Below are 24,963 nucleotides of genomic sequence, written 5' to 3'. Positions count from 1 at the left end.
TCATCGCAGTCCTGGCGCGGCTTGTCGTGCGTGGCCTCGGGCGCGTCTTGCCGCGTGCGGCAATGCGTGCCGGGGCCGGTTTTCGTGCCGCGACCACGCGCGTCACCGGTACGCCGCGGGCGACAGCCGCGCCGCGCGGGCGGCCGGGCCGCGCATCGCCAGCCAGCCCGCGCCGAGCAACAGCAGCGCGGTCGCCAGCGCATACGGCGGCGGCGCAGACAGTGCCGCCGGATCGAGCAGCGCGCGCCGCAGCAGTGCGGTGGCGGCCACGCCCGCGGCGATGCCCAGCCCGCACAGCAGCAGGTTCTCGCGGCGCAGGTGCCAGCGGATCTGCGCCGCGCGCGCGCCGAGCGCGCGCCGCAGCGCGATCTGCCGGTAGCGCTGGCGCACCATCGCCTCGGTGAGGGCGTAGACGGCCGCGACGGTGCCCGCCAGCCACAGCGCCGCGCCGGCGGCCAGCAGGGCCAGCCGGTGGCGATGCGTGCGCAGCTGGCGACTGCGCACATCGCCGGCGCTGCTCAGCTCGTGCATCCGCCCCGGCGCGATCCGGTCCGCGTTCGCCTGCAGGCGTGCGCGGACCGGCGCGGCGTCGCCGGGTGCGACCCGCAGCGCATACAGCGTCGCGCCCTGGCCATGGATGCGCAACGGCAGGATGACGCTGTCCTCGTCGCCGTCGCCCGGCGCGCGCAGCCGCTCGACGATGCCGACCACGGTCGCGGGCGGTTCGTGGCCCAGGTGCACCGCCTGGCCCAGCGCATCGCCGCGGGGGAACATCCGCGCCGCCAGCGCCTGGGTCAGGATGATCCGCGGCGCGACCACCAGCGCGTCGGGCGAGTGGATGTCGCGATAGTCGTCGCCGGCGAAGTCGCGGCCCTGGCGCAGGCGCAGGCCCAGCGTCTCCAGCAGTCCGGGACCGCCGAGGTAGGCGGCCACCGGGAACTGCCCGCCGCCGCCGCCGGCACGCGGCCCGGCCAGCGTGTTCCAGCGCTCGGGCCCGAAGGGCAGCTGGTTGATCGCCGCCACGCTCATGATGCCGGGCACCGCGCGCAGCGCGGCCGCCTCGCGCTGCGCTGCGGCGGCGGACACGCGGCCGCTGAGCCGCAGCGTCAGCAGATGCGCCTCGTCGCCGATGCCGCTGGCCGCGTGCATGCGCGCGTGCGCCTGCCAGGCCAGCGTGCCCATCGCCAGCAGCAGCGGATAGCTGAGCGCCATCTGCACCACGATCAGCGTTGCCAGCAGCTTGTGCCCGCGCAGCGATACCAGGAACCGGTCCATGGGCGAACCGCTCCGCTCACGCGCTGCGCGTGGCCACCGCCGGCGGCACCGCGGCGGCGCGCAGGGCCGGCGCCAGCACGGCGACCTGGCCGAGCAGCCACAGCGCCGCCGCGCCCACCGGCAGGTACGACAGCGGCAGCCGCGGCAGTTCGTAGCGGCTCATCAGCCACAGGTTGATCGCATAGGCCAGCAGCATGCCGAGCACGATGCCGGCGCTGGCCAGCAGGAAGTTCTCGGTCTGGAAATAGCGCAGGATCTGCCGCCGGGTGGCGCCGAGCGCGCGGCGGATGCCGATCTGCCGGGTGCGTTGCTGCACCCAGAAGCTGGCCAGGCCGACGATGCCCAGCGCGGTGACCACCAGCAGCGCGACGGACACCGCGCCCAGCAGCCACACCATCGCGCGGTCGCCCTGGAAGTACCGGTCGCGGATTTCGCTGTAGGTCTGCTGGCGCGTCACCAGGCGGCTGCTGTCCACCTTCATCAGCGCCGCCACGCACGCGGCCAGCACCTCGCCGCGGCGTGCCGGATCGGCGACGCGGACCAGGTAGCGTCCGCGGGTGTACGGCAGCCGCCACGGCAGCAGGAACGCATAGGCCGCCTGGTTGGCGCCGTTGACGTCGGGATCGGGCCGGGCCAGCTGGTCGACCACGCCGACGATGCTCAGCGGCATTTCGCCCATGTAGACGGTCTTGCCCAACGGGTTCTGCCCGGGGAACATCTTCTCGGCCGTGGCGCGGCTGACGATGGTGGCCACGCGCCTGCCGCGCATCGCCTTGTCGTCGCGCGCGTCGGCCAGGTCGATGTACTCGTCGGCGGCGAAATCGCGCCCGGCGCCCAGGCGCAGGCCGAACGTGCGCAGCATGTCCTCGCCGCCGATGTAGCGCGCTGCATCGAGCGTGGGTTCCTCCTGGTCGGCGCTCAGCGACAGGCCGCTGTTGGAAGAGGAGCCCAGGAACGGCACCTGGTTGACGATGGTCGCGCTGCGCACGCCCGGCACGCCGCGCAGCGCGGCCAGGTCCTCGCGGGTATGCGCTTCCGGATTGGCCTGTTCGCCGATGCCGCTGAGCCTGATCGAAAGCAGTTCCGACTCGGCGATGCCGCTGGGCTGGTGCAGCGTCTCGATGCGATTGCCGATCAGGAACAGCGCGTTGCAGACGATGGCGCAGGCCAGCGCGATCTCCAGCACGATCAAGCTGGCCGCGGTGCGATGGCGGCCGAGCGTGGACAGGATGGGTCCGATTTCCATGGCGGGTTCCGTTGGCGTACGAAAGACGACGGCGTGGACGGCACCGACGCACTGCGGCCGCCGCGAGGTCCCGCGGCGGCCGCAGCTTCGGCGCGAAGGCTCAGGCGCTGCGCGTGGCCACCGCCGGCGGCACCGCGGCGGCCTTGCGCGCCGGCGCGAACACCGCGACCTGGCCGAGCAGCCACAGCACCACCGCGCCCACCGGCAGGTAGAACAGCGGCAGCCGCGGCAACTCGTACCTGCCCATCAGCCACAGGTTGATCGCGTAGGCCAGCAGCATGCCGAGCACGATGCCGGTGCTGGCCAGCAGGAAGTTCTCGGTCTGGAAGTAGCGCAGGATCTGCCCGCGGGTGGCGCCCAGCGCGCGGCGGATGCCGATCTGCTTGGTGCGCTGCTGGACCCAGAAGCTGGCCAGGCCGACGATGCCCAGCGCGGTGACCACCAGCAGCGCGATGCACACTGCGCCGAGCAGCCACACCATCGCACGGTCGCCCTGGAAGTACTCGTCGCGGATCTCGCTGTAGGTCTGCTGCTTGAGCACCAGGCGGCTGCTGTCCACCTTCATCAGCGCCGCCACCGCCGCTTGCAGGACCTCCGGGCGCCGCGCCGGGTCGCTGACGCGGATCACGTACTGGCCATCGGTGTAGGTCACACGCAGCGGCAGCAGCATCGAGTAGTTGATCTGGTCGCCGCCGTTGCCGCCGCCGCTGTTGGGATTCGGGCGCGCCAGCGTCTGCACGACGCCGACGATGCGGAACGGCGTATCGCCCATGTAGACGTTCTTGCCCACCGCGCTCTGGCCGGGGAACAGCTTGTCCGCGGTGGCCTGGGTGACGATCATCGCGGTGCCTTTCTCCTGCACCGTCTTGTCGTCCTGGGCCGCCTTCAGGTCGAGGTATTCGTCGGAAGTGAAGTCGCGCCCGGCCGCCAGCTGCACGCCGAGCGCCTGCAGCGTGCCCTCGCCGACCATGTACTGCGCGGCGTTGAGTGTGGGCCGTTCCTGCTCGGCGGTCAGCGCCAGGCTGCTGTTCCAGGAGTAGCGCACGAACGGCACCTGGTTGGTGACGATCGCATCGCGCACGCCGGGAACGTTGCGCAACGCCGCCAGGTCCTCGCGGGTACGCGCCTCGGCGTTGACCTGGGTGCCGATGCCGCCGAGCCTGATCGAGAGCAGCTCCGATTCGGCGATGCCGCTGGGCCGCTGCAGCGTCTCCATGCGATTGCCGATCAGGAACAGCGCGTTGCAGACGATGGCGCAGGCCAGCGCGATCTCGAGCACGATCAGCGCCGCGGCGGTCTTGTGCCGGCGCAGGGTGGAAAAGATGGGACGGATGTCCATGGCAGTAACCTTCGATGAGGGACCGTGCCCGCCGCGTGCGGCGGAAGCGAGGTCAGGACGATTTGAGCTGCAGCGCCGGCGCGACCTGGATCGCGCGCCAGGACGGCAGCAACCCGGCCAACAGGCTGGCCACCAGCGCCAGCACGAAGGTCAGCAACAGCATCTTCGGATCCAGATGCGCCAGCTTGGCGTAGTCGGCCGGCTGCTGCCGCACCGCCCACAGGCCCAGCATCGCCAGGCCCAGCCCGGCGATGCCGCCGGCCAGCCCGACCGTGCCGGCTTCGACCAGGCACTGGGCGAAGATCGCCCCGCGCGAGGCGCCCAGCGCGCGGCGCACGCCGATCTCGCCGCTGCGGCGCAGGAACTTGGCCAGCAGCAGGCCCACCGTGTTGAGCAGGCATACCAGCAGGAAGCCCATCGCCAGCCACAGCTGCAGGCGCACGTCGCCGGGCACCACCTCGTTGTGGTCCAGCCACTCCATCACGTTGCGCAGACGGGTGTTGGCCGGGCGTTCGAAGCGCCCGGCCGCGCGCTGCTGTTGCGAGTAGTTGTCCAGGTAGGCCTTGTAGTCGCCGGCCTGCGCCGGGCTTTCCAGTTCCACCCAGTACTGGATCCAGGTGCACGGCGCGTTGAGCGCGGTCTGATCGCCGTTGGAGGTGTTGCCGAAGCAGTTCATGCTGCCGTTGCGTTCCATCTTCAGGTCCATCGCCACCGAGAACGGCAAGTAGACCTGCTCGGCCGAGCCGTAGCTGTTGGTGATGTCGTAGAAGCGCGGATTGGCTTCCCACTTGTCGAGCACGCCGACGATGCGGAAGGTGTTCTTGTCCATGCGCATTTCGCGGCCGACGCTGTCGGCGCCGTCGAACAGCTTCTCGTTGAGCTCCTTGCTGATCACCGCCACGCGCTCGTGCCGCTCGTCTTCGCTGGCCGACCAAGCGTGGCCATAGAGGAACGGCGTGTCGAACATCGGGAAGAAGTCGGCCGAGGTGTAGCGCGCTTCGGACTTGAACGCGGTGAGGCCGCTCTTGGTCGGCTCGATCGCCAGGTCGCCGCCGGTCATCAGCGCCTGGCGCTTGGCGCGTTTCTCGCGCAGCAGCGCCTCGGCGTCGAAGCGGGTGACCTGGAAGTCCGGCTCCTCGCCCGGCTGGTAGCCGGCCTTCGGCTGCGGGTCCAGCTGCACGTAGAACAGCCGGTCGCTCTTGTGCGGGATCGGGTCGCCGGACAGCACGTAGAACACCGTCAGCGTGGTCATGCTGGCGCCGATGCCCAGCGCGATGGCCAGCACCATCAACGCGGTCAGCACCTTGTTGCGGCGGAAGCTGCGCAGGGCGAGATTGAAGTAGTAGCCGAACATGGGCGAGCCCTCAGGGATGGGTGGCGGCGGTGTCGGCCGCATCGGCGCGCGGCGAGGCCAGCACCGGCCCGCGTTCCAGGTCGGTGGCCTGGCCGTCGACGATGTGCACGTTGCGCTGCGCGCGCGCGGCCAGCTCCGGATCGTGGGTGACCATGACGATGGTCGAGCCCTGCGCGTTGATCTCCTCCAGCAGCTCCATCACCCCGCGCGCCATCTGCGAGTCGAGGTTGCCGGTGGGTTCGTCGGCCAGCAGCAGGCGCGGGCTGCCGGCCAATGCGCGAGCGATCGCCGCGCGCTGCTGCTGGCCGCCGGACAGCTCCGACGGGTAGTGCTTCATGCGCGAGGCCAGCCCGACCCGTCCCAGCGCCTCCTCGATGCGCTGCCGGCGCTCGGCCGCGGCCATGCCGCGATAGCGCAGCGGCACGTCGACGTTGTCGAACAGGTTGAGGTCCGGGATCAGGTTGAAGCCCTGGAAGATGAAGCCGATCTTCTGGTTGCGCATCCGCGAGCGCGCGTCGTCGTTGAGGCCGCTGACGTCCTGCCCATCGAGCACGTACTGGCCGCTGGTGAACGTCTCCAGCAAGCCGGCGATGTTGAGGAAGGTGGTCTTGCCGGAACCGGACGGCCCGGTGACGGCGACGAATTCGCCCTCGCGCACATGCAGGTCCAGCGAGCGCAGAGCGTGCGTCTCGACCTGTTCGGTGCGGAAGACCTTGGAGACGGAGCGCATTTCGAGCATGAAGTGGTTCCTTCGCTAGGAGTGATGTTGCCGGGACTCGGGACTGGGGACTCGGGACTCGAAAAGCTCACGCTTCGTTGTCCGTCTCCCCGCCGAAATTCAGTCGTTCTGCATCTTGCGTTTGCTTTTCCGAGTCCCCGGTCCCGAGTCCCGAGTCCCGACTTTTAATGCAACGTCACCTGCGCCGCATCGCCGAACTGCTCGCTGCCGGAGACCACCACGCGGTCGCCCGGTTGCAGGCCCGAGCGCACCTCGACCTCGCCCAGGCTGGTGACGCCCAGCTCCACCGGGCGGCGGATCGCCGAGTTGCCGGACATCACGTAGGCGTAGCGTCCGCCGGACTGTTCGACGAACGGGCCGCGCTCGACCTTGAGTACGTTGCGGCGCGTATCCAGCAGCACCCGCGCGCTCATGCGCTGGCTCTGGCGCAGCCCGGGCGGCTGCTTGTCGGTGAAGCGGATGCGCGCGTTGACCTCGCCGTTGACCACTTCCGGCGACACCGCCGAGATCGCGCCGGCGAACGGCTCGCCGGCGCCGCTGGTCAGCTGCGCCGGCATGCCGATCGCCAGGTCGCGGGCGAAGCTCTCGGGCACCTTGATCTCCAGTTCGAACTTGGACAGGTCGACCACGCCGAGCACCGGCGCGTTGGCGGCGATGTTGGTGTGCTGCGACACCTGCACCTGGCCGACCTGGCCGTCGAACGGCGCGCGCAGGGTCAGCAGGTCCACCTGCCGCTTCACCTCGGTGACCACCGCGCGCTGGCGCTCGGCCAGCAGGCGCTTGTTGCGCGCGTCCAGGCCGGCGCCCTGGGTCTGCAGGCCGGAGTCCTTCTGCGCATGGCTCATCGCGATTTCGGCCTTCTTCAGCGAATCCTGCGCCTGGGCCAGTTCCACCTGCGGCACCGCGCCGCCGTCGAAACCGCGCTGGTAGCGCTCCAGGTCGCGCGCGGCGGCCTGGCGCTCGATCTGCGCCTGGTCGACCAGCTTGCTGGCATTGGCCCGCGCCAGCACCGCGTCCAGGTCGGCGCGGCTGGCTTCCGCTTCCAGGCCGGCCAGGGTGGCCTCTTCCTGGGCCAGCTTGCTGCGCAGTTCGGGGCTGTCGATCTCGGCCAGCGCCTGGCCCTGCTTGACCACGTCGCCGGCCACCACCTTCAGGGTCACGGTGCCGCCGGAGATGGCGTACAGGGTCGGGCTGTTGGCCGCGATCAGGCGCCCGTCGGCGGAGATGTCGCGGACCAGGTCGCCGCGGCCGACTTCGGCGATGCGCACCCGTTGCGCGTCGAAGGAGCGGCTGCCGGCCAGCCAGCCGCGCGCGGCGAAGGCCACGCCGAGCAGCAGCGCCGCGCCGATCAGCGCCGGCCACAGCCAGCGGCGCCAGGCGGCGGTGGAGCGGGGGGAGGCAAGGACCTGGTCCTGGGCGGAGGTGTCGCGGATCATCGGGTAGTGCTTGGCTGCGGAAGTTGGTGAATCTTCAGCACACCGCGTGCCAACCATAACTTACTGAATTAATTGGATATCTCCGTGGACGATTGGGTGTCCGCGTGTCCGCGGACACGTGCGCGGACACCCTGTCCGCAACCGGTCAGGCGCAGGACAAGTGGCGGACACGGCTAGAATGGGCCTCTTTGGCAGCGGATTCGGCTATGTGCGGCATCGTGGGTGCGATCGCGGATCGCGATGTGGTTCCGGTCCTGATCGAGGGCCTGAAGCGGCTGGAATACCGCGGCTACGACTCCTCCGGCATCGCCGTGGTCAGCGCCGACGACGTGCGCCGGGTGCGCCGCACCGGGCGCGTGGCGGAGATGGAAGGCGCGGCGCTGGCCGAAGGCGTGCATGCGCAGCTGGGCATCGGCCATACCCGCTGGGCCACCCACGGCGGGGTCACCGAGGCCAACGCGCACCCGCACATCAGCCATGGCGACCTGGCGCTGGTGCACAACGGCATCATCGAGAACCACGAGCAGCAGCGCGAGCGCCTGCGCGCATTGGGCTATGCGTTCGAATCGCAGACCGACACCGAGGTCATCGCGCACCTGATCCACTACTACACCACCCAGGGCCGCGACCTGCTGACGGCGTTGCAGGCGGCGGTGAAGGAGCTGACCGGCGCCTACGCGCTGGCCGCGGTCAGCCGCTCGCGCCCGGACGTGCTGGTCTGCGCGCGGATGGGCTGCCCGCTGCTGATCGGCCTGGGCGAGGGCGAGAACTTCATCGCCTCCGACGTGTCGGCGGTGATCCAGGCCACGCGCCGGGTGATCTTCCTGGAGGAAGGCGACACCGCCGAACTGAGCCGCGACGCGGTACGCATCTACGACGCCGACGACGCGCCGGCCGCGCGCGAGGTGCATGTCTCCGACGTGTCGCTGGCATCGCTGGAGCTGGGCCCGTATCGCCACTTCATGCAGAAGGAGATCCACGAGCAGCCGCGCGCGCTGGCCGACACGCTGGAGGCGCTGTTCGACGCCGGCGGCTTCGACACTACGCTGTTCGGCGGCAACGCCGACGCGCTGCTGGGCGACATCGACGGCGTGCAGATCCTGGCCTGCGGCACCAGCTACTACGCCGGGCTGACCGCGCGCTACTGGATCGAGTCGATCGCCGGCGTGCCGTGCAGCGTGGAGATCGCCAGCGAGTACCGTTACCGCGCCGCCTACGCCAATCCGCGCCAGCTGATCGTCACCATCTCCCAGTCCGGCGAAACGCTGGACACGATGGAGGCGCTGAAATACGCCAAGTCGCTGGGCCACGCCAAGACCCTGTCGATCTGCAACGTGCCCGAGAGCGCGATCCCGCGCGCCAGCGCGCTGGTGCTGTACACCCGCGCCGGCGCCGAGATCGGCGTGGCCTCGACCAAGGCCTTCACCACGCAGCTGGCGGCGCTGTTCCAGCTCACCTGCGTGCTGGCCAAGCTGCGCGGGCGGCTGGGCGCCGAGCAGGAAGCCGACTACCTGGAGCAGCTGCGCTACCTGCCGGGCAGCGTGCAGCATGCGCTGAACCTGGAGCCGCAGATCGCGGTGTGGGCCGAGCGTTTCGCCGACAAGGCCAATGCGCTGTTCCTCGGCCGCGGCCTGCACTACCCGATCGCGCTGGAAGGCGCGCTCAAGCTCAAGGAGATCACCTACATCCATGCCGAAGGCTATCCGGCCGGCGAACTGAAGCACGGCCCGCTGGCGCTGGTGGATGCGAGCATGCCGGTGGTGGTGATCGCGCCCAACGACACGCTGCTGGAGAAGGTCAAGTCCAACATGCAGGAAGTGCGCGCGCGCGGCGGCGAGCTGTTCGTGTTCGCCGACCAGGACAGCCACTTCAGCGAGTCCGAAGGCGTGCACGTGATCCGCACGCCGCGCCACGCCGGACTGCTGAGCCCGGTGGTGCACACCATCCCGGTGCAGTTGCTCGCCTACCACACCGCGCTGGCGCGCGGCACCGACGTGGACAAGCCGCGCAACCTGGCCAAGTCGGTGACGGTGGAATAGCCGCGGCCCGCGCCCGGTGCGCCGGTGCGCCGGCGCGACCGCCTGAGGGGCGTCATCCCGCCTCCTTCGCGACGCGCGGGAGGCAACGGGCTCCGCCATACGGGAAGGACATTCCACGATATTGGAACGCATTGCAGACGGAGTGCCGGCTGGGCGCCTTGCGCCGGCTTTCGCATGGCGCTGCCACGCTGCCGCGCGGCCCGCTCCGGCGCCGTGCTGTCGGGATTTTCCCGAGCGCTGTCGGGAATCTGCCGATTGTCCATGCGCGCGCCTGATCCGATAGTGGCGGCACAAGGGCAGTAGGAAACACGTACCGAAGGATCGAAGCTCGGACACGGATCGTCGTGGCGCATGCTGCGCCAGCATGCGCATTGCGCTGCATCGCTCATCCGCTCTCCGGCTGACGCTTTGGCCCGTGGTTGCCTGCCGTGCTCGGCCGGCCCGCCACTTTCGAGGAGAGAACCCATGCACCCCCACTTGTCGCGCATCGGCCTTGGCCTGCTGCTGACGCTCGCCGCGTCGGCCGTTCGGGCCGATGCCGAAGCCCTCGCGCCGCTGCCGGCCGGCTACTCCGGCCATGGCGGCATGACCGTCTACAGCATCAAGCCGGAGGTCTACGCCTACCACTACGACCACGGCTTCAGCGGCGACGATGCAATGGGCTGGGACCCGCATCTGCAGTTCGTCTGGTCGCGGGTGGCTGCGGCCAAGGCCTGCGGCGCCGATGCGGTGCCCGAGACGGAGATCGTGGCGAAGCTGGTGGCGCGCTACGGCCAGTCCGACACCGTGCACGAGATGGTCGGGATCGGTTTCCATCAGGCGCAGATCGAAGCGGCGAAGGGCGCAGTTCTGCACCCCGACGCGGTTGGATCAGGTGCGGGCATTGCTGCCCCGGTTCGCCCAGGGGCAGTTCGATGGGGGCGCCGCTGCGGCGACGCCATCCGAAGCCGGCGCTGCCGCGGCAACGGGCGGGATCGTGCCGGGCGCACCGGCGGTGCCGACGATGTGAGCCAGTGCACGCAGCAGTTTCGCGCAGCGGCTGCCTGCGGTGTTCCCGGACCCGGCGGCGGCTGGTGGATCATGACGACCGCGTAAGGCCACGCGGCTGGCAGACGCCGGGTCTGTCTGCCAACGGTGTGGCCCAGCTTATGCATAAGCTCCTGGCGAGGGTTCCAACCACGCAGGAGGACATATGTACGAGTCTTTCAGACAGGGGGCGCCGGCCGAGTTGTGGCAGGCGTTGGTACGCGAAGCGGGGCAGCGGCTGGGCCGCCCGCTCGACGAATCGCGCGAGAGCTATCTGGTGTTCGTGCTGCTGCGCTACCAGCGCGACGAGCAGCTGCTGTCGCGGACCCAGGCGCTGGCGTGGCTGCATGCGCAGGACCAGGTCGGGCGCGCGCGCGCCGATGCGTTGCGCGAGGTCGGCGACGGCTGCCTGCTGATCGCCGGGCTGTTTCCCGGCGTGGCCGAGCGCCGCCGGGTCAGCGTCGACTACTTCATCGACCTGGGGCGCGGCGCCTACTACGAAGTGGCCGAGACCCGTGCCAGCGATGCGGGGCTGTTCGGGCAGCTGGCGCGCAGTTACCAGGAACTGGTGAAGACGCTGGGCGCGCTGCGCACGTTGCGGCAATGGACGGCACCGCGCGGCGCCATCCAGCCGGCGTGACCGCCGGTTCGATGGCCGGCCGCGGCCTGCGACGACGCAAGCTCGTCGCAGGCGCGTGCCACGGTGTCAGAACCACACGCGCACGCCGGCGACGATGCGCGTATCGCGCGCCGACTCGCCTTCGGCGCGACGGTAGTCCGCGCTGTCGCCGAAGCTGCGTTCGTGCACCAGGCCGACGTAGGGCGCGAAGCGGCGGGTGACCTCGTAGCGCAGCCGCAGGCCGGCTTCGACGCCGCCCAGGCCGCGGCCGATGCCGCGCTCGCGGTCCTCGCGCAGCGCCACGTCCGCTTCCAGCCGCGGTTGCAGGATCAGGCGGTTGCTCAGCAGCACGTCGTACTCGCCTTCCAGGCGCACGCTGGCGTCGTCGTCGCCGAGGTAGAGCGTGGCCGCCACCTCGAACTTGTACGGCGCCATGCCCTGCACGCCGAACGCGGCGGAACCGCGCGCCCGGCCCGGCTCGAAGTCCTGCTTCATGCCGACCAGCAGGTCCCACCACGGCGACACCGCGCGTCCGTACAGCACTTCCAGGTCGGCCGCTTCGGTGCGCCCACCGCCGCGTTCGCCTTCGCTGCGCAACCACAGGCGGTTGATGTCGCTGCCGTACCAGGCGCTGGCTTCCCAGGCCTGGCCGCTGCCGGAATCCGTGTCCCAGGCTTCCAGCCGGTCGAACAGCAGGTAGCCCACGCGCGGCGGCACGTGCGCCATCGGATGGCGCAGCGGCGCGAACGCGGCGGCGCGATCGGCGGCGGTGATCGGCGGGATCGGCACGCGCGGCAGCGCCGGCGCCGCGCTCGTGCAGGCGCACGATGCGCAGGCGTGCGCCGTTGCGTGGCCCATCGTCGCGTGCTCCGCGTGGGCCGGCGGCGGCGGACTGGCCGACGCCGGCGCCGCCTGCCCAGGCTCACGTGCCGCGCTGCCGTGGTCCATCTGCGCGTGGTTCATCGCGGCGTGATCCATCTGCGCATGGTCCATCCGTGCATGGTCGGTGGTGGCGTCGGTCGTCGGCACATCGCCGGATGCCGTGACCTGCGCCGGTCCGTGGCCCATCGCGGCATGGTCGACCGCGGCAGGCGCGTGTGCGGCGTGCGCCCCGCCGGCATGGGCCATGGCCGCGTCGCCGGCCGTGCCTGCGGTACCCGCATCCGTGGACGCGTTCGGCGGGCACGCGCAGGCCTCGGCCGCCGCAGTGCCGCGCGCATGCGGGCGATGCGCGGCATCCGTCGCCGGCGCCGGCGTTGCCGCGTGGTGCTGCGCGTGGTCGTGCTGCGCCTGCGCGGCGCCGTGCAGCGCCAGCAGCGCCAGTCCGCTGGCCAGGGCGAGCGCGATGGGCGAAGGGCGGTTCATGCGTCCACCCGCACTTCGCGCATCATCCCGCCTTCCATGTGGTACAGCAGGTGGCAGTGGTAGGCCCAGCGCCCCAGCGCGTCGGCGCGCACGCGGTAGCTGCGGCGCGTACCCGGCGGCATGTCCACGGTGTGCTTGCGCAACTGGAACCGCCCTTGCGCGTCTTCGACGTCGCTCCACATGCCGTGCAGGTGGATCGGGTGCTGCATCATCGTGTCGTTGACCAGCACGATGCGCAGCCGCTCGCCGTAGTTCAGCCGCAGCGGCTCGGCGCCGGCGAACGGGATGCCGTCGAACGACCAGGCGAACTTCTCCATGTTGCCGGTGAGGTGCAGCTCGATCTCGCGCCCGGGATCGCGCCCGTCCGGATCGTCGAACAGGCTGCGCATGTCGGCGTAGCACAGCACCCGGCGGCCGTTGTCGCGCAGGCCGATGCCCGGATCGTCGAGCCTGGGCGAGGTGGCCATCGACTGCATGTCCACCAGCGGATTGCCGCGTTCGCTGCGCGGGTGCGCCGGTGCGGCGCCCGCAGGCGCGGCGTGGCCCATCGCCGCGTGGTCCATCGCCTGGCCGCCGCCTGCCGGGGCTGCGCGATCCATGCCGGCCATGCCCATGCTGGCGCCGCAGCCGCCTTCCATGCCCTTCATCGCGCCCATGTCGTGCGCGGCGCCGTGGCCGCCGCCCATGTCGTGGCCCATGTCGCTCATGCTCAGCAGCGGCCGCGGGTCGCGCGCCGGCAGCGGCGCCTGCAGGCCGTCGCGCACGGCCAGCGTGCCGCAGGCGTAGCCGGTGCGGCCCATGTCCTGGGCGAAGATGGCGAAGGCGTCCTGGCCGCTGGGTTCGACCAGTACGTCGAAGGTCTCGGCCGCCGCGATACGGAATTCGTCCACCGTCACCGGATGGATGTACTGGCCGTCGGCGGCGACCACGGTCATCTTCAGCCCGGGAATGCGCACGTCGAAATACGTCATCGACGAGCCGTTGATGAAGCGCAGCAGCACCTTCTCGCCGGACCGGAACAGCCCGGTCCAGTTGCCGGCCGGCGCGGTGCCGTTGAGCAGGTAGGTATAGGTGTTGGCGTTGACGTCGGACAGGTCGGTCGGGGTCATTCGCATCCGCCCCCACATGCCGCGGTCGGCCAGGGTGTCGCGCAGGCCGTCGCGTCGCGCGTCGTGCAGGAAATCGCCGACGGTGCGCTGGTAGGTGTTGTCGTGGCTGGGCATCTTCTTCAGCCGCCGGAACAGCGCCGCCGGTTCCAGGTCGGTCCAGTCCGACAGCAGCACCACGTGCTCGCGGTCGTGGCGGTACGGCGGCGGCGCCAGCGGGTCGACGATCAGCGCGCCGTACAGGCCGGCCTGTTCCTGGAACATCGAATGGCTGTGGTACCAGTAGGTGCCGGACTGTTTGAGCTGGAAACGGTACTGGTAGGCCTCGCCGGGGGCGATGCCGTCGAAGCTCATGCCGGGCACGCCGTCCATGTCGGCCGGCAGCAGGATGCCGTGCCAGTGGATCGAACCGGGCTGGTCGCGCAGCGCATTGGCCACGCGCACGTTCACCGTGTCGCCTTCGCGCCAGCGCAGGATCGGCGCCGGCAGGCTGTGGTTGACGGTGATCGCGGTGCGGGTGCGGCCGGTGAAGTCGACCGGGGTGCGGCCGATGGTCAGGGTCAGGTCGGTGTCGCGCAGCACCGCCGGCGGCGCGGTGCCGCTGGCCAGCGCCGGGCGCCACAGGCCGGCGCCGGCGGCGACGCCGCCAAGCGCCAGGCCCTGCACGAAGCGGCGGCGGCTGAGCCCGGATGCGGGCGGGGAAGGGAATCGGGTCATCGGCAAGTCCTGGCGGCGGCGCGGGCGCGAAACGCCTGGCGCGCGGCCTGATCGCAAGAGGGGGCGCGCCGGCGGCAGGCGCCGGCGCACGCTGGGCGCGCGGGCAGCGGCCCGCGGCAGCTCAGCCGATCGGCGGACGGATCGGGCGGTACGGGGCCGGGCAGCCGCGCCCGTGCCGGCAGTGCGGGTTCAGCGCGGCGTGCGCGACGGCCACGCCGGGCGCGGCGGCGGCTAGCAGCGGCGCGCCGGCGTGCTGCAGGCAGTCGCAGCCGTTGCCGCAACAGTGCTTGAAGGCGCCGTCGTGGTCGGGTGCGGGCGCCTGCTGGTCGCGGTCGGATGCGTGCGCGGCGGCCATGGTGTCATGGCAGTCGGCGTGCGCCGCCATCGCTGCCGGCGTCGCCGGCGAGCCCGCCGCCTTCGCGCCGGCCGCCGGCGCCGCCATCGCCACCGACGCCCAGGCGCTGCCCACCGTGTTCACGGTCAGGCTCAGGCACAGCAGCAGCCGGAGGAGCGTGCGCAACCAGGGCATGGATCGAATCGTGGGCATCCGGGACGAGGCGAAAGGATAGCATCGGCCACTGTGGACCCGGGTCCAGGCCGGCGCATGCGCTGCGGGCGGACCTGCGCGGCAGCGTAGAATCGCGGTCTCGCCGCCAGGTCCCGCCCACGCCCATGTCGCATCGCGATTGGGTGGCCAACGCCATCCAGAAGATCGAAGCCGATTTCAACCGTTCGGCCGATACCCACCTGATCCCGCTCGACCTGCCCGGCTTTCCCGGCATCGACCTGTACTTCAAGGACGAGTCCAGCCACCCCACCGGCAGCCTCAAGCACCGCCTGGCGCGCTCGCTGTTCCTGTACGCGCTGACCAACGGCTGGCTGCGCGAAGGGCGGCCGGTGATCGAGGCCTCGAGCGGTTCCACCGCGGTGTCCGAGGCCTATTTCGCCCGCCTGCTGGGGCTGCCGTTCATCGCGGTGATGCCGGCCTCGACCTCGCCGGAGAAGATCGCCGCGATCGAGTTCCAGGGCGGCCGCTGCCATCTGATAGAGCGCGCCTGCGACCTGCACGCCGATTCGGTGCAGCTGGCGCGGGAGAGCGGCGGCCACTTCATGGACCAGTTCCTGTACGCCGAACGCGCCACCGACTGGCGCGCCAACAACAACATCGCCGAGTCGATCTTCCGGCAGATGCAGCAAGAGCCGCACCCGGTGCCGGAATGGATCGTGTGCAGCCCCGGCACCGGCGGCACCGCGGCCACGCTCGGCCGCTACGTGCGCTACCGCCGCCACGCCACCCGCATCCTGTGCGCCGATCCGGAAGTGTCGGTGTTCTTCGACGGCTACTGCGAGGCGCTGGCCGGACGCGCGCACGACGGCCTGGCGATCACCGGCGGCTCGCGCATCGAGGGCATCGGCCGCCCGCGGGTGGAATCGAGCTTCATCCCCAGCTGCGTGGACGCGATGGTCAAGGTGCCCGATGCGCTGAGCCTGGCGGCGATGCGCTACGTCAGCGCGCGGCTGGGCCGGCGCGTGGGCGGCTCCACCGGCACCAACTTCGTCGGCGTGCTGCAGGCGGCCGAGCGCATGCGCGAGCAGGGCACGCGCGGCGCCATCGTCACCATCCTGTGCGACAGCGGCGAGCGCTATGCGCACAGCTACTACCAGCCGGACTGGTACGTGCAGCGCGGCATCGACGTGACCGGCGCCGACGCGCAGCTGGCCGCGGCCGTGGCCGGCGAGGGCCTGCCGCCGCTGCCTTGTGCCGCGATGCCCTGATCGCCATATCCGTTGCATGGCCGGCGCCGCCGGCCGCCCCCACGCCTGCGAGAACGCCACGATGACCAATCCCCTGCTCGATTTTTCCGGCCTGCCGCACTTCGACGCCATCGCGCCCGAGCACGTCGGTCCGGCCATCGACCGCCTGCTGGCCGAGGCCGAGGCTGCGGTGAAGGCCGCCGAGCAGGTGCCAGTGCCGGACTGGGACAACTTCGTGGTGCCGCTGGACGACGCCACCGAGCGGCTGTGGCGCGCCTGGGGCCAGGTCAACCACCTGCAGGCCGTGGTCAACACGCCGGCGCTGCGCGAGGCCTACAACGCCAACCTGCCCAAGGTGACGCGCTTCTCCAGCGCGCTGGGGCAGAACCTGGCGCTGTTCGCGCAGTACCGCGCCATCGCCGCCTCGCCGGCCGCGGCCGGTTTCGATGCGGCGCGGCGCAAGGTGCTGGACAACGCGCTGCGCGACTTCCGCCTCGGCGGCGCCGAGCTGGGCGAGGCCGACAAGCAGCGCTTCGCGGCGATCCAGGAGGAACTGTCGGCGCTGTCGGCGAAGTTCTCGCAGAACGTGCTCGACGCCACCGATGCCTGGTCGTTGCCGATCGACGACCCCGCGCGCCTGTCCGGCCTGCCCGACGACGTGGTCGCCGCGGCGCGCGCGGCCGCCGAGAAGGACGGCCAGGCCGGCTGGAAGCTGACCCTGCAGATGCCGTGCTACCTGCCGGTGCTAATGTATGCCGACGACCGCGGGTTGCGCGAGACGCTGTACCGCGCCAACGCGATCCGCGCCTCGGAGTTCGGCGACGCCGCGCTCGACAACAGCGCGGCGATCGACCGCATCCTGGCGCTGCGCGGCGAACTGGCCGCGTTGCTCGGCTTCGCCAGCTACGCCGAATACTCGCTGGCGACGAAGATGGCGCAGAGCCCGGAGGAGGTGCTCGCGTTCCTGCGCGACCTGGCCGCGCGCGCCAAGCCCTACGCGCAGCGCGACCGCGCCGAACTGGAGGCCTACGCGCGCGAACACCTGGGCCTGGAAGCGCTGGAGGCCTGGGACCTGGCCTATGCCGGCGAGAAGCTCAAGCAGGCGCGCTACAGCTTCTCCGAGCAGGAGGTGAAGCCGTACTTCACCGAGCCCAAGGTGCTGGCCGGGCTGTTCGGCGTGATCCACGATCTCTATGGCCTGAGCGTGGAAGCCGACAGCGCGCCGGTATGGCATCCGGACGTGCGCTTGTTCCGCGTCGTCGATGCCGGCGGCCGCCTGGTCGGGCAGTTCTACCTCGACCTGTACGCGCGCGAAGGCAAGCGCGGCGGCGCGTGGATGGACGATGGCCGCAACCGCCGCGACCGCGCCGACGGCGTGCAGACCCCGCTGGTGTACCTGGTATGCAACTTCGGCCGCGGCGCCGACGGCAAGCCCGCCACCTTCACCCACAACGAAGTCACCACGCTGTTCCACGAGATGGGCCACGGCCTGCACCAGCTGCTGACCCAGGTCGGCGAGCTGGGCGTGGCCGGCATCAATGGCGTGGAGTGGGACGCGGTGGAGCTGCCCAGCCAGTTCATGGAGAACTTCTGCTGGGAATGGCCGCGGCTGCAGGCGATGACCGCGCACGTGGACAGCGGGCAGCCGCTGCCGCGCGCGTTGTTCGACAAGATGCTGGCGGCGAAGAACTACCAGAGCGGCATGTTCACCGTGCGCCAGCTGGAGTTCGCCTTGTTCGACATGCAGCTGCATCACCGGTTCGACGCGGCCGGCGACAGCGTGCTGCAACTGCTCGAACGCGTGCGCGACGAGGTGGCGGTGAACCGCCCGCCGGCCTGGAACCGCTTTCCGCACCAGTTCAGCCACATCTTCGCCGGCGGCTACGGCGCCGGCTACTACAGCTACAAGTGGGCCGAGGTGCTCAGCGCCGACGCCTACGCCGCGTTCGAGGAAGCGCCCGATCAGCTGGCCGACACCGGCGCGCGCTTCCTGCGCGAGATCCTCTCGCGCGGCGGCAGCCGTCCGGCGCTGGAGAACTTCACCGCCTTCCGCGGCCGCGCGCCGGACCTGGACGCGCTGCTGCGGCACAGCGGCATGGCGGGATAGGGGTTATGTTCGGGACTCGGGACTCGGGACTCGGGACTCGGGATTTTCGCAGGTTCTTCGCTTTGCGCTTTTCTGTAGGAGGGGCTTCAGCCCCGACGCCTTACCGGTAAGGCGTCGGGGCTGAAGCCCCTCCTACAGAAAGCCGTCGTGCCGAAGCTGCTGGAAAAGCGTCGCTTTTATTGAAAATAAATGGCACTTTTTTCATCAAATCGCTCGACAGCGATTTGCTCCGGGACATCATCCTGCCGTCCCGAGTCCCGGCCCTCAATCCACCTTGCCGAACACCAGCGCCGCGTTGGTGCCGCCGAAGCCGAAGCTGTTGGACATCACCGTGCGCAGCGCCGCGTCGCGGCTTTCGCGCACGATCGGGAAGCCCTCGGCGCGCGGGTCCAGCGTATCGATGTTGGCCGAGCCGGCGATGAAGCCATCGCGCATCATCAGCAGGCAGTAGATCGCCTCGTGCACGCTGGCCGCGCCGAGCGAATGCCCAGACAGCGCCTTGGTCGAGGACAGCGGCGGCACCGCGTCGCCGAACACCTCGCGCACCGCGCCCAGTTCGGTGACGTCGCCCAGCGGCGTGGAGGTGCCGTGCGTGTTGAGGTAGTCGATCGGCGCGTCCACGCCCTGCATCGCCATCCGCATGCAGCGCACCGCGCCTTCGCCGGACGGGGCGACCATGTCGGCGCCATCGGAGGTCACGCCGTAGCCGAGCAGTTCGGCATGGATGCGCGCGCCGCGCGCCACCGCGCGGTCGTAGTCCTCCAGCACCAGCATGCCGCCGCCGCCGGCGATGACGAAGCCGTCGCGCTCGGCGTCGTACGGGCGCGAGGCCGCCGCCGGACGGTCGTTGAAGCCGCTGGACAGCGCGCCCATCGCGTCGAACATCACGCTCATGGTCCAGTCCAGTTCCTCGCCGCCGCCGGCGAACATCACGTCCTGCTGGCCGTGGCGGATCAGGTCGGCGGCCGCGCCGATGCAATGCGCCGAGGTCGCGCACGCGGCCGACAGCGAATAGCTCACGCCCTTGATCTTGTACGCGGTGGCCAGGCTGGCCGACACCGCCGAGCACATGGTGCGCGGCACCATGTACGGGCCGACCTTGCGCACGCCGCGCTCGCGCATCAGGTCCGCCGCTTCCACCTGCCAGTGGCTGGAACCGCCGCCGGAACCGGCGATCAGCCCGGTGCGCACGTCGCTGATCGCGGCCTCGTCCAGGCCCGCATCGGCGATCGCGTCGCGCAGCGCCAGGTATGCGTACGCGGACGCATCGCCCATGAAACGCTTGAGCTTGCGGTCGATCTGCGCGTCCAGGTCGATCTCCACCGCGCCGCCCACCTGGCTGCGCATGCCGCGCTCGGCATAGTCGGGGATCGCACGGATGCCGGCGCGGCTGTCGCGCAGCGCGCGCGAGACCGTGTCCAGATCGTTGCCCAGGCACGAGGTGATGCCCATTCCGGTGACGACGACGCGGCGCATCAGAAGGCCTCCGTCGAGGTGAACAGGCCCACGCGCAGGTCCTTGGCGGTATAGATCTCGCGTCCGTCCACCGACATGCGCCCATCGGCCACCGCCATCACCAGCTTGCGGTTGATCACGCGGCTGATGTCGATCTCGTAGACCACCTGTTTGGCGCTGGGCAGCACCTGCCCGGTGAACTTCACCTCGCCCACGCCCAGCGCGCGGCCGCGCCCGGGCGCGCCGATCCAGGTCAGGAAGAAGCCGGTCAGCTGCCACATCGCATCCAGGCCCAGGCAGCCGGGCATCACCGGATCGCCGATGAAGTGGCAGTGGAAGAACCACAGGTCCGGGCGCACGTCGAGCTCGGCGCGGATCACGCCCTTGCCGTACGCGCCGCCGTCGTCGTCGATGACGGTGATGCGGTCGAACATCAGCATCGGATCGGTCGGCAGGCGGCCGGCTTCCGGCCCGAACAGTTCGCCGCGCGCGCTGGCGAGCAATTGCTCGCGTGAATACGAAGATTGGCGACTCATAGACGCGGTATTCCCAGGCGAGAGACAGTCGGAGGCGCGCAGAGTGCACGAGCCCGGCGCATTCAATCAAACGTTTTATCCGTACGCACGCGTAGCGTAGCCGGCGCATCGCTATCGCGCCGTGAGCGAGATCGAGCCGCGTTCGCCGGCGCATGCGCAGGCGTGGCTTATCATTCGCGCACCGTTCGCTGGCGTAGGGTGTGGCTTCGATGCGCAAGATCATTCACGTCGACATGGACGCGTTCTACGCGTCCGTGGAGCAGCGTGACGATCCCGCATTGCGCGGCAAGCCGGTGGTGGTGGCGTGGCGCGGCATGCGCTCGGTGGTGTGCGCCGCGTCCTACGAGGCGCGGGTGTTCGGCGTGCGCTCGGCGATGCCGGCGCTGCGCGCCGAGCGGCTGTGTCCGGACGCGATCTTCGTGCCGCCGGATTTCGCGCGCTACAAGGCGGTGTCGCGGCAGGTGCGCGACATCTTCCATCGCCATACCGACCTGGTCGAGCCGCTGTCGCTGGACGAGGCCTACCTGGACGTCACCGCGCCCAAGGGCGACGTCGCCACCGCCACCGAGATCGCGCAGATCATCCGCGCGCAGATCCGCGAGGAAACCTCGCTGACCGCGTCGGCCGGCATCGCCCCGAACAAGTTCCTGGCCAAGATCGCCTCGGACTGGCGCAAGCCCGACGGCCAGTTCGTGATCCGCCCGCATCGCGTGGAAGCGTTCCTGACCCCGCTGCCGGTGAGCAAGGTGCCGGGCGTGGGCAAGGTGATGCAGGCCAGGCTGGCCGAGCTGGGCGTGGTCACGGTCGGCGACCTGCGCGCGTTGCCGCTGGAGCAACTGCAGGCGCGCTTCGGCGCGTTCGGCCACAGCCTGTACCGGCGCGCGCGCGGCATCGACGAGCGCCCGGTGGAGGCCAACCAACTGGTGCAATCGATTTCCGCCGAGGACACCTTCGCCACCGACCTGCCGTTGTCGCAGCTGGGCCCGGCGATCGAGCGCATGGCCGAGAAGGCCTGGCTGGCCACGCGCAAGACCGAGCGCGTCGGCCATACCGTGGTGCTGAAACTGAAGACCGCGCAGTTCCGCATCCTCACCCGCAGCCATACGCCGGAGTCGCCGCCGCAGTCGCTGGAAGCGTTCACCCGGATCGCGCTGGGGCTGTGCGAACGCGTCGCGCTGCCGCCGGACACGCTGTACCGGCTGGTCGGCGTCGGCCTGTCCGGCTTCCGCGAACGCGGCGAGATCGAACTGCAGCACAGCCTGTTCTAGCGCGGCATGGGCGCGCTCGCCGGGATTGAGGCCGGGCCTGCGCCTACAATGCAGGCCGGCAACCGGCAGCGAGGCGACATGGACTATCCGTATGCAGTGGTCGTATTCGACCTGGACGGCACGCTGGTGGACAGCGGCGCGGACATCGCCGAATCGCTCAACCGCACGCTGGCCGATTTCGGCCTGCCCACCGTGCCCGAGGCGACGGTGCTCGGCTGGATCGGCGAAGGCGTGCGCAAGCTGGTGGAGTCCGCATGGCGGCATGCGCACGATCCCACGCCGGTCGATGCGGTGATGCCGACCTTCATGCGCCACTACGAGGCCTGCCTGCTGCGCAGCCCGCGCCTGTACCCGGGCGTGCGCGAGGCGCTGCCGGCGTTGCGCGCGCGCGGCACGACGCTGGCGTTGTGCACCAACAAGCCCGCCGCGCTGGTGGCACCGCTGCTGGATTACCTGGGCGTGGTGGACGAGTTCTCGGCGCTGCTCGGCGGCGACAGCCTGCCCGAACGCAAGCCCAGCGCGGCGCCGCTGCTGTACCTGGCGCAGCGTTTCGGGCAGGCGCCGTCGCGTTGCCTGATGGTGGGCGATTCGGGCACCGACCTGCAGGCCGCCCAGGCCGCCGGCATGCCGTGCGCGCTGGTGCGCTACGGCTATCCGCGCGACCTGGACCTGGCCAGCGCCGACACGGTGCTGCTGATGGACGACATGCGCGAGCTGCTGACGCTGGGTTGATGCGGGCCGTGGCGCATGCCGCACATGCCGCCGTCATTGCCGTCGGCGTGGCGATCGATCGCCCCCTGTAGGAGCGGCTTCAGCCGCGACGCTTTACCGGGAGAGCCCGGTCGCGGCTGAAGCCGCTCCTACAACGTCACGCAGGGGCGCGCAGCCGCCCGGTATGGCCGACGAAGCGCTCCCCGTGCAGCTGCAGGCACGAAAACCTGTGGGAGCGCTGCGCGAAGACGCAGGTGCCATGCGCATCCGAATTCGAATCCTGTAGGAGCGGCTTCAGCCGCGACCGGAGGGAAGCGGCAAAGCGTCGCGGCTGAAGCCGCTCCTACAGGGGCGCGCAGCCCGCCTGGTATCGCCGAAGCGCTCCCTGTGCAGCTGCAGGCAGGAACACCTGTGGGAGCGACTTCAGTCGCGACGCGCCTTGCCGGGGCCGCCCGCGGCGACTGAAACCGCTCCCCAAGTGAAGCGGGTCGCGCCAGAGGGCGCAGCCCGCTTCGTTTCCTCAGCGCGCCGCCGGCGCGTAGCGCAGGCTCAGCGCGTATTCGCGGCCGGGCTGGTTGTACCAGTTGACCGTCTCGTAGTCGCGGTCGAACACGTTGCTGGCCTTGGCCTGCAGCGTCCAGTCCGGCGCGAACGCGTATTCCACGCGCACATCCAGCGTGCCGTAGCCGGCCAGGCGCACGCGATTGGCCGCGTCGTCGTAGCGGCCGCCGCTGCCGAAGGCGGTCACCCCGAGCCTGACCGGGCCGAACGCGCGGTCCACGTCCAGCCGCGCAGTGTCGCGCGCGCGGCGCGCCAGCCAGTTGTCGCGGTTGCCGCCGTCGCTGCGGTTGCGCGGATCGGTGTGGCTCAGCTGCGCCGACAGTTCCCAGCCGCCCAGCGCCACGAACCCGGTCAGCTCGGCGCCGCGGATCCTCGCCTCGTCCACGTTCACCGGCAGGAACGTCGCCGCATCGTAGGAGATCAGCTGGTCCACGCGGGTCTCGTAGACGTTGAACGTCCAGTTCCACGCGTCGGCGTACTGCGCCACGCCGAGGTTGCCGCTCTTGGACTTCTCCGGCTTCAGCGCCGGGTTGCCGGAGAACGGGAAGTACAGGTCGTTGAAGGTCGGCGCCTTGAAGCCGGTGCCGACGCTGGCGGTGAGCTTCAGCCCGTGGTCCAGCGCCAGGCCCCAGCCCAGGCTGCCGGTGGTGTGCTCGCCGAACTGTTCGTTGTCGTCGCTGCGCACGCTGGCCTGCAGCTGCTGCGCGCCGAAGCGGCCCTGGTACTCGGCGAACACGCCGGTGTTGTCGCGTTCGTCGACGTCGAAGGCGGTGGTGCCGCTGACCTGCTCGCGCTGCCAGTCGGCGCCGGCGCTGAGCAGGTGGCCCTCGGCCAGGCCGAAATCGCCCTGCAGCGACGCGGTGTCGCGGCGGCTGTCGAAGGTGCTGACGAAGCTGCGCGCGCCGCCGCCGGCGTCGGCGTAGTAGCTGTCGGCCTGGTCGCGGTTGCGGCCCAGCTGCGCGGCCAGGTGCACGCGCTCGGACGGGGTCCAGTCGAGCTTGCCGCCGAGCACCTGCTGGTGGTTGTCGGCCTCGTTGCCGGCGAACAGGGCGTCGCCGTCGTACTGGTTGCGCGCGTCCACATCCAGCGCATGCGCCTCCACGCTCACGGTGTCGCTCAGCGCGTAGCCGCCGCGCGCGCTCAGCGAGGCGCTGCGGTAGCCGTCGCGGTCCGGCTCATCGACGAAGCAGCCGGCGAACAGCGTGGCCGAGCCGTCGCAGGCATTGATGCCGTCGGTCTTCTGGTAGCCGCCCTGCACCGACAGCCAGCCGCGCTCGCCGCGGTTGCTGAAGCCGGCGCTGGCCTCGCGCAGGCCATGGCTGCCTGCGCCCAGGCTCAGGTTCTGCTGCAGGCCCTGGCCGCCGCGGCGGGTGAAGATCTGGATCACGCCGCCGATCGCGTCCGAGCCGTACAGGCTCGAGCGCGGGCCGCGCACGATCTCGATGCGGTCGATCTGCGCCAGCGGCAAGTCCTGGAACGCGGCCAGGCCGGCGCTGGCCGAGCCCAGGCGCACGCCGTCGACCAGCACCAGCACGTGGTCCGATTCGCTGCCGCGCAGGTTCAGCGTGGTCAGCTTGCCCAGGCCGCCCTGGTTGGAGAGGCCGATACCGGCGCGGCCCTGCAGCAGCTGCGCCAGCGACGAGGCCTGGCTGCGGTCGATCTCGGCGCGGTCGATCACCTGCGCGGGCACCACGCTGTCCTCCACCGAGATCTGGGTGCGGGTGGCGGTGACCAGGACCTGGTCGAGATCGCTGGCGGCCTCGGCGTGTGCGGCGGCGGCGGGCAGGGACAGGGCGGACGCGATCGCGACCGAAAGCAGGCGGGACGACATGGGGCAGGCAACTCCGGCGCGCGAGCGCGCTGTAACGGCGAAGGAGTCGCGGACGAAAGGATGCGAGCGAACGGCGCCGACGCGGCACGGCACGCCGCGACGCCCTCCGCATCGCAACCAGTGGACTGCAAGGCCGGTCTCCGGGCTCGCGATCTGGGGTCCAGACCCCGGCTGCGACGCCTTCCCATGCTCGAGCACAGTGGCGCAGGTCGTCAGCGCGGATCGCTTACCGTTGCGGGGGCAGCGCCGGCCTTGTCGCAAGACGCACCGGCTTCCCGTTTCAACCGGCGGGACGAACCCGCGCGGTCACCTTGAAGCGGCGCGATTGTACGCGATCGGCCCGCGCGGTGGGATCGGGTGTCGGGGCAGACAGGGGGTGCGGGCCTGGAACGGGGGCGGGCGCCGCGAACGTGCCCTGTGCGGCGCGCGCAACGCCGCCGCTGCCACGACCATGGTCAGCCCAGGTTCGCACCCGAAG

General features: G+C 70.8%; 19 protein-coding genes and 1 riboswitch. Of the genes, 7 read left to right on the top strand and 12 right to left on the bottom strand.

The genetic code is table 11. The features are described 5' to 3' along the window. Positions 1-102: 102 nt before the first annotated feature. The 6 genes from JR065_RS08685 to JR065_RS08660 form a co-directional block, all read right to left on the bottom strand. Positions 103-1,275 carry an FtsX-like permease family protein gene (locus JR065_RS08685; RefSeq protein ID WP_206233660.1) on the bottom strand — a complete coding sequence of 391 codons (1,173 nt, stop codon included), beginning with the start codon at positions 1,273-1,275 and terminating at the stop codon, positions 103-105. 16 nt (positions 1,276-1,291) lie between these two features. Next, positions 1,292-2,521, bottom strand: a complete 1,230-nt coding sequence (locus JR065_RS08680; RefSeq protein WP_206233659.1) for an ABC transporter permease — start codon at positions 2,519-2,521, stop codon at positions 1,292-1,294. A gap of 100 nt (positions 2,522-2,621) precedes the next feature. Then, complete coding sequence (locus JR065_RS08675) at positions 2,622-3,860, bottom strand: ABC transporter permease (RefSeq protein WP_206233658.1); 1,239 nt, start codon at positions 3,858-3,860, stop codon at positions 2,622-2,624. A 52-nt stretch (positions 3,861-3,912) separates the two neighbouring features. Next, complete coding sequence (locus JR065_RS08670) at positions 3,913-5,214, bottom strand: ABC transporter permease (RefSeq protein WP_206233657.1); 1,302 nt, start codon at positions 5,212-5,214, stop codon at positions 3,913-3,915. A 10-nt stretch (positions 5,215-5,224) separates the two neighbouring features. Further along, positions 5,225-5,953, bottom strand: a complete 729-nt coding sequence (locus JR065_RS08665; protein WP_206233656.1) for an ABC transporter ATP-binding protein — start codon at positions 5,951-5,953, stop codon at positions 5,225-5,227. Between the two features lie 164 nt (positions 5,954-6,117). Continuing rightward, complete coding sequence (locus JR065_RS08660) at positions 6,118-7,389, bottom strand: efflux RND transporter periplasmic adaptor subunit (protein ID WP_206233655.1); 1,272 nt, start codon at positions 7,387-7,389, stop codon at positions 6,118-6,120. A 206-nt stretch (positions 7,390-7,595) separates the two neighbouring features. On the opposite strand from JR065_RS08660, the gene glmS reads away from it, so the two are divergent. The 3 genes from glmS to JR065_RS08645 all read left to right on the top strand — a co-directional run bounded on the left by glmS (position 7,596) and on the right by JR065_RS08645 (position 11,094). Beyond that, a complete protein-coding gene (gene glmS, locus JR065_RS08655) occupies positions 7,596-9,428 on the top strand; it encodes a glutamine--fructose-6-phosphate transaminase (isomerizing) (protein WP_206233654.1) in 1,833 nt (610 codons plus the stop codon). A 465-nt stretch (positions 9,429-9,893) separates the two neighbouring features. Further along, entirely contained in the window at positions 9,894-10,523 is a 630-nt protein-coding gene (locus JR065_RS08650; RefSeq protein ID WP_206233653.1) for a hypothetical protein, read from the top strand. A 97-nt stretch (positions 10,524-10,620) separates the two neighbouring features. Next, positions 10,621-11,094, top strand: a complete 474-nt coding sequence (locus tag JR065_RS08645) for a hypothetical protein (protein WP_206233652.1) — start codon at positions 10,621-10,623, stop codon at positions 11,092-11,094. Between the two features lie 66 nt (positions 11,095-11,160). Here JR065_RS08645 and JR065_RS08640 read toward each other — a convergent pair whose 3' ends face one another. From JR065_RS08640 to JR065_RS08630, 3 genes are all read right to left on the bottom strand, one after another. After that, the gene (locus JR065_RS08640; protein WP_206233651.1) at positions 11,161-12,438 is read right to left on the bottom strand and encodes a copper resistance protein B; all 1,278 of its coding nucleotides are present in this window, start codon (positions 12,436-12,438) and stop codon (positions 11,161-11,163) included. After that, entirely contained in the window at positions 12,435-14,261 is a 1,827-nt protein-coding gene (locus JR065_RS08635) for a copper resistance system multicopper oxidase (protein WP_206233650.1), read from the bottom strand. The genes JR065_RS08640 and JR065_RS08635 overlap by 4 nt, the downstream gene beginning before the upstream one ends. 121 nt (positions 14,262-14,382) lie before the next feature. Further along, positions 14,383-14,790, bottom strand: coding sequence for a CopL family metal-binding regulatory protein (locus tag JR065_RS08630; protein ID WP_241093492.1), 408 nt, complete (start codon positions 14,788-14,790; stop codon positions 14,383-14,385). 143 nt (positions 14,791-14,933) lie between these two features. Here JR065_RS08630 and JR065_RS08625 point away from each other — a divergent pair, with 143 nt between their 5' ends. Further along, positions 14,934-16,037, top strand: coding sequence for a PLP-dependent cysteine synthase family protein (locus JR065_RS08625; RefSeq protein WP_206233648.1), 1,104 nt, complete (start codon positions 14,934-14,936; stop codon positions 16,035-16,037). 61 nt (positions 16,038-16,098) lie between these two features. Continuing rightward, positions 16,099-18,123, top strand: a complete 2,025-nt coding sequence (locus JR065_RS08620; RefSeq protein ID WP_206233647.1) for a M3 family metallopeptidase — start codon at positions 16,099-16,101, stop codon at positions 18,121-18,123. A gap of 264 nt (positions 18,124-18,387) precedes the next feature. On the opposite strand, the gene fabB is transcribed toward JR065_RS08620, so the two are convergent. Together fabB and fabA are read right to left on the bottom strand one after the other, a co-directional pair. Beyond that, positions 18,388-19,599 (bottom strand): beta-ketoacyl-ACP synthase I, encoded by a 1,212-nt coding sequence (gene fabB, locus JR065_RS08615; protein WP_206233646.1) that lies wholly within the window; start codon positions 19,597-19,599, stop codon positions 18,388-18,390. Next, positions 19,599-20,114, bottom strand: coding sequence for a 3-hydroxyacyl-[acyl-carrier-protein] dehydratase FabA (gene fabA, locus JR065_RS08610; protein ID WP_206233645.1), 516 nt, complete (start codon positions 20,112-20,114; stop codon positions 19,599-19,601). Before fabA ends, fabB begins: the two co-directional genes overlap by 1 nt. Before the next feature lie 209 nt (positions 20,115-20,323). On the opposite strand from fabA, the gene dinB reads away from it, so the two are divergent. Continuing rightward, the gene (gene dinB / locus JR065_RS08605) at positions 20,324-21,382 is read left to right on the top strand and encodes a DNA polymerase IV (RefSeq protein ID WP_206233644.1); all 1,059 of its coding nucleotides are present in this window, start codon (positions 20,324-20,326) and stop codon (positions 21,380-21,382) included. 78 nt (positions 21,383-21,460) lie between these two features. Beyond that, positions 21,461-22,114, top strand: a complete 654-nt coding sequence (gph, locus tag JR065_RS08600) for a phosphoglycolate phosphatase (protein WP_206233643.1) — start codon at positions 21,461-21,463, stop codon at positions 22,112-22,114. A gap of 499 nt (positions 22,115-22,613) precedes the next feature. On the opposite strand, the gene btuB is transcribed toward gph, so the two are convergent. Next, positions 22,614-24,485: a TonB-dependent vitamin B12 receptor gene (btuB, locus tag JR065_RS08595; RefSeq protein ID WP_206233642.1), complete on the bottom strand. Its 1,872-nt coding sequence runs from the start codon at positions 24,483-24,485 to the stop codon at positions 22,614-22,616. 114 nt (positions 24,486-24,599) lie between these two features. Beyond that, a riboswitch (cobalamin riboswitch) is annotated at positions 24,600-24,814 on the bottom strand. Between the last annotated feature and the right edge of the window lie 149 nt (positions 24,815-24,963).

This window comes from Xanthomonas sp. (assembly GCF_017163755.1).
Taxonomy (GTDB): domain Bacteria; phylum Pseudomonadota; class Gammaproteobacteria; order Xanthomonadales; family Xanthomonadaceae; genus Xanthomonas_A.
This window is presented reverse-complemented; position numbering and strand designations above follow the sequence as displayed.

Coding starts and splice junctions, on each gene's coding strand:
- JR065_RS08645 (WP_206233652.1), top strand. CDS start 10,621: ATGTACGAGTCTTTCAGACAGGGGGCGCCGGCCGAGTTGTGGCAGGCG.
- JR065_RS08635 (WP_206233650.1), bottom strand. CDS start 14,261: ATGACCCGATTCCCTTCCCCGCCCGCATCCGGGCTCAGCCGCCGCCGC.
- dinB (WP_206233644.1), top strand. CDS start 20,324: ATGCGCAAGATCATTCACGTCGACATGGACGCGTTCTACGCGTCCGTG.
- gph (WP_206233643.1), top strand. CDS start 21,461: ATGGACTATCCGTATGCAGTGGTCGTATTCGACCTGGACGGCACGCTG.
- btuB (WP_206233642.1), bottom strand. CDS start 24,485: ATGTCGTCCCGCCTGCTTTCGGTCGCGATCGCGTCCGCCCTGTCCCTG.
- fabA (WP_206233645.1), bottom strand. CDS start 20,114: ATGAGTCGCCAATCTTCGTATTCACGCGAGCAATTGCTCGCCAGCGCG.
- JR065_RS08685 (WP_206233660.1), bottom strand. CDS start 1,275: ATGGACCGGTTCCTGGTATCGCTGCGCGGGCACAAGCTGCTGGCAACG.
- fabB (WP_206233646.1), bottom strand. CDS start 19,599: ATGCGCCGCGTCGTCGTCACCGGAATGGGCATCACCTCGTGCCTGGGC.
- JR065_RS08675 (WP_206233658.1), bottom strand. CDS start 3,860: ATGGACATCCGTCCCATCTTTTCCACCCTGCGCCGGCACAAGACCGCC.
- JR065_RS08670 (WP_206233657.1), bottom strand. CDS start 5,214: ATGTTCGGCTACTACTTCAATCTCGCCCTGCGCAGCTTCCGCCGCAAC.
- JR065_RS08680 (WP_206233659.1), bottom strand. CDS start 2,521: ATGGAAATCGGACCCATCCTGTCCACGCTCGGCCGCCATCGCACCGCG.
- JR065_RS08660 (WP_206233655.1), bottom strand. CDS start 7,389: ATGATCCGCGACACCTCCGCCCAGGACCAGGTCCTTGCCTCCCCCCGC.
- JR065_RS08650 (WP_206233653.1), top strand. CDS start 9,894: ATGCACCCCCACTTGTCGCGCATCGGCCTTGGCCTGCTGCTGACGCTC.
- JR065_RS08665 (WP_206233656.1), bottom strand. CDS start 5,953: ATGCTCGAAATGCGCTCCGTCTCCAAGGTCTTCCGCACCGAACAGGTC.
- JR065_RS08620 (WP_206233647.1), top strand. CDS start 16,099: ATGACCAATCCCCTGCTCGATTTTTCCGGCCTGCCGCACTTCGACGCC.
- JR065_RS08640 (WP_206233651.1), bottom strand. CDS start 12,438: ATGAACCGCCCTTCGCCCATCGCGCTCGCCCTGGCCAGCGGACTGGCG.
- glmS (WP_206233654.1), top strand. CDS start 7,596: ATGTGCGGCATCGTGGGTGCGATCGCGGATCGCGATGTGGTTCCGGTC.
- JR065_RS08630 (WP_241093492.1), bottom strand. CDS start 14,790: ATGCCCTGGTTGCGCACGCTCCTCCGGCTGCTGCTGTGCCTGAGCCTG.
- JR065_RS08625 (WP_206233648.1), top strand. CDS start 14,934: ATGTCGCATCGCGATTGGGTGGCCAACGCCATCCAGAAGATCGAAGCC.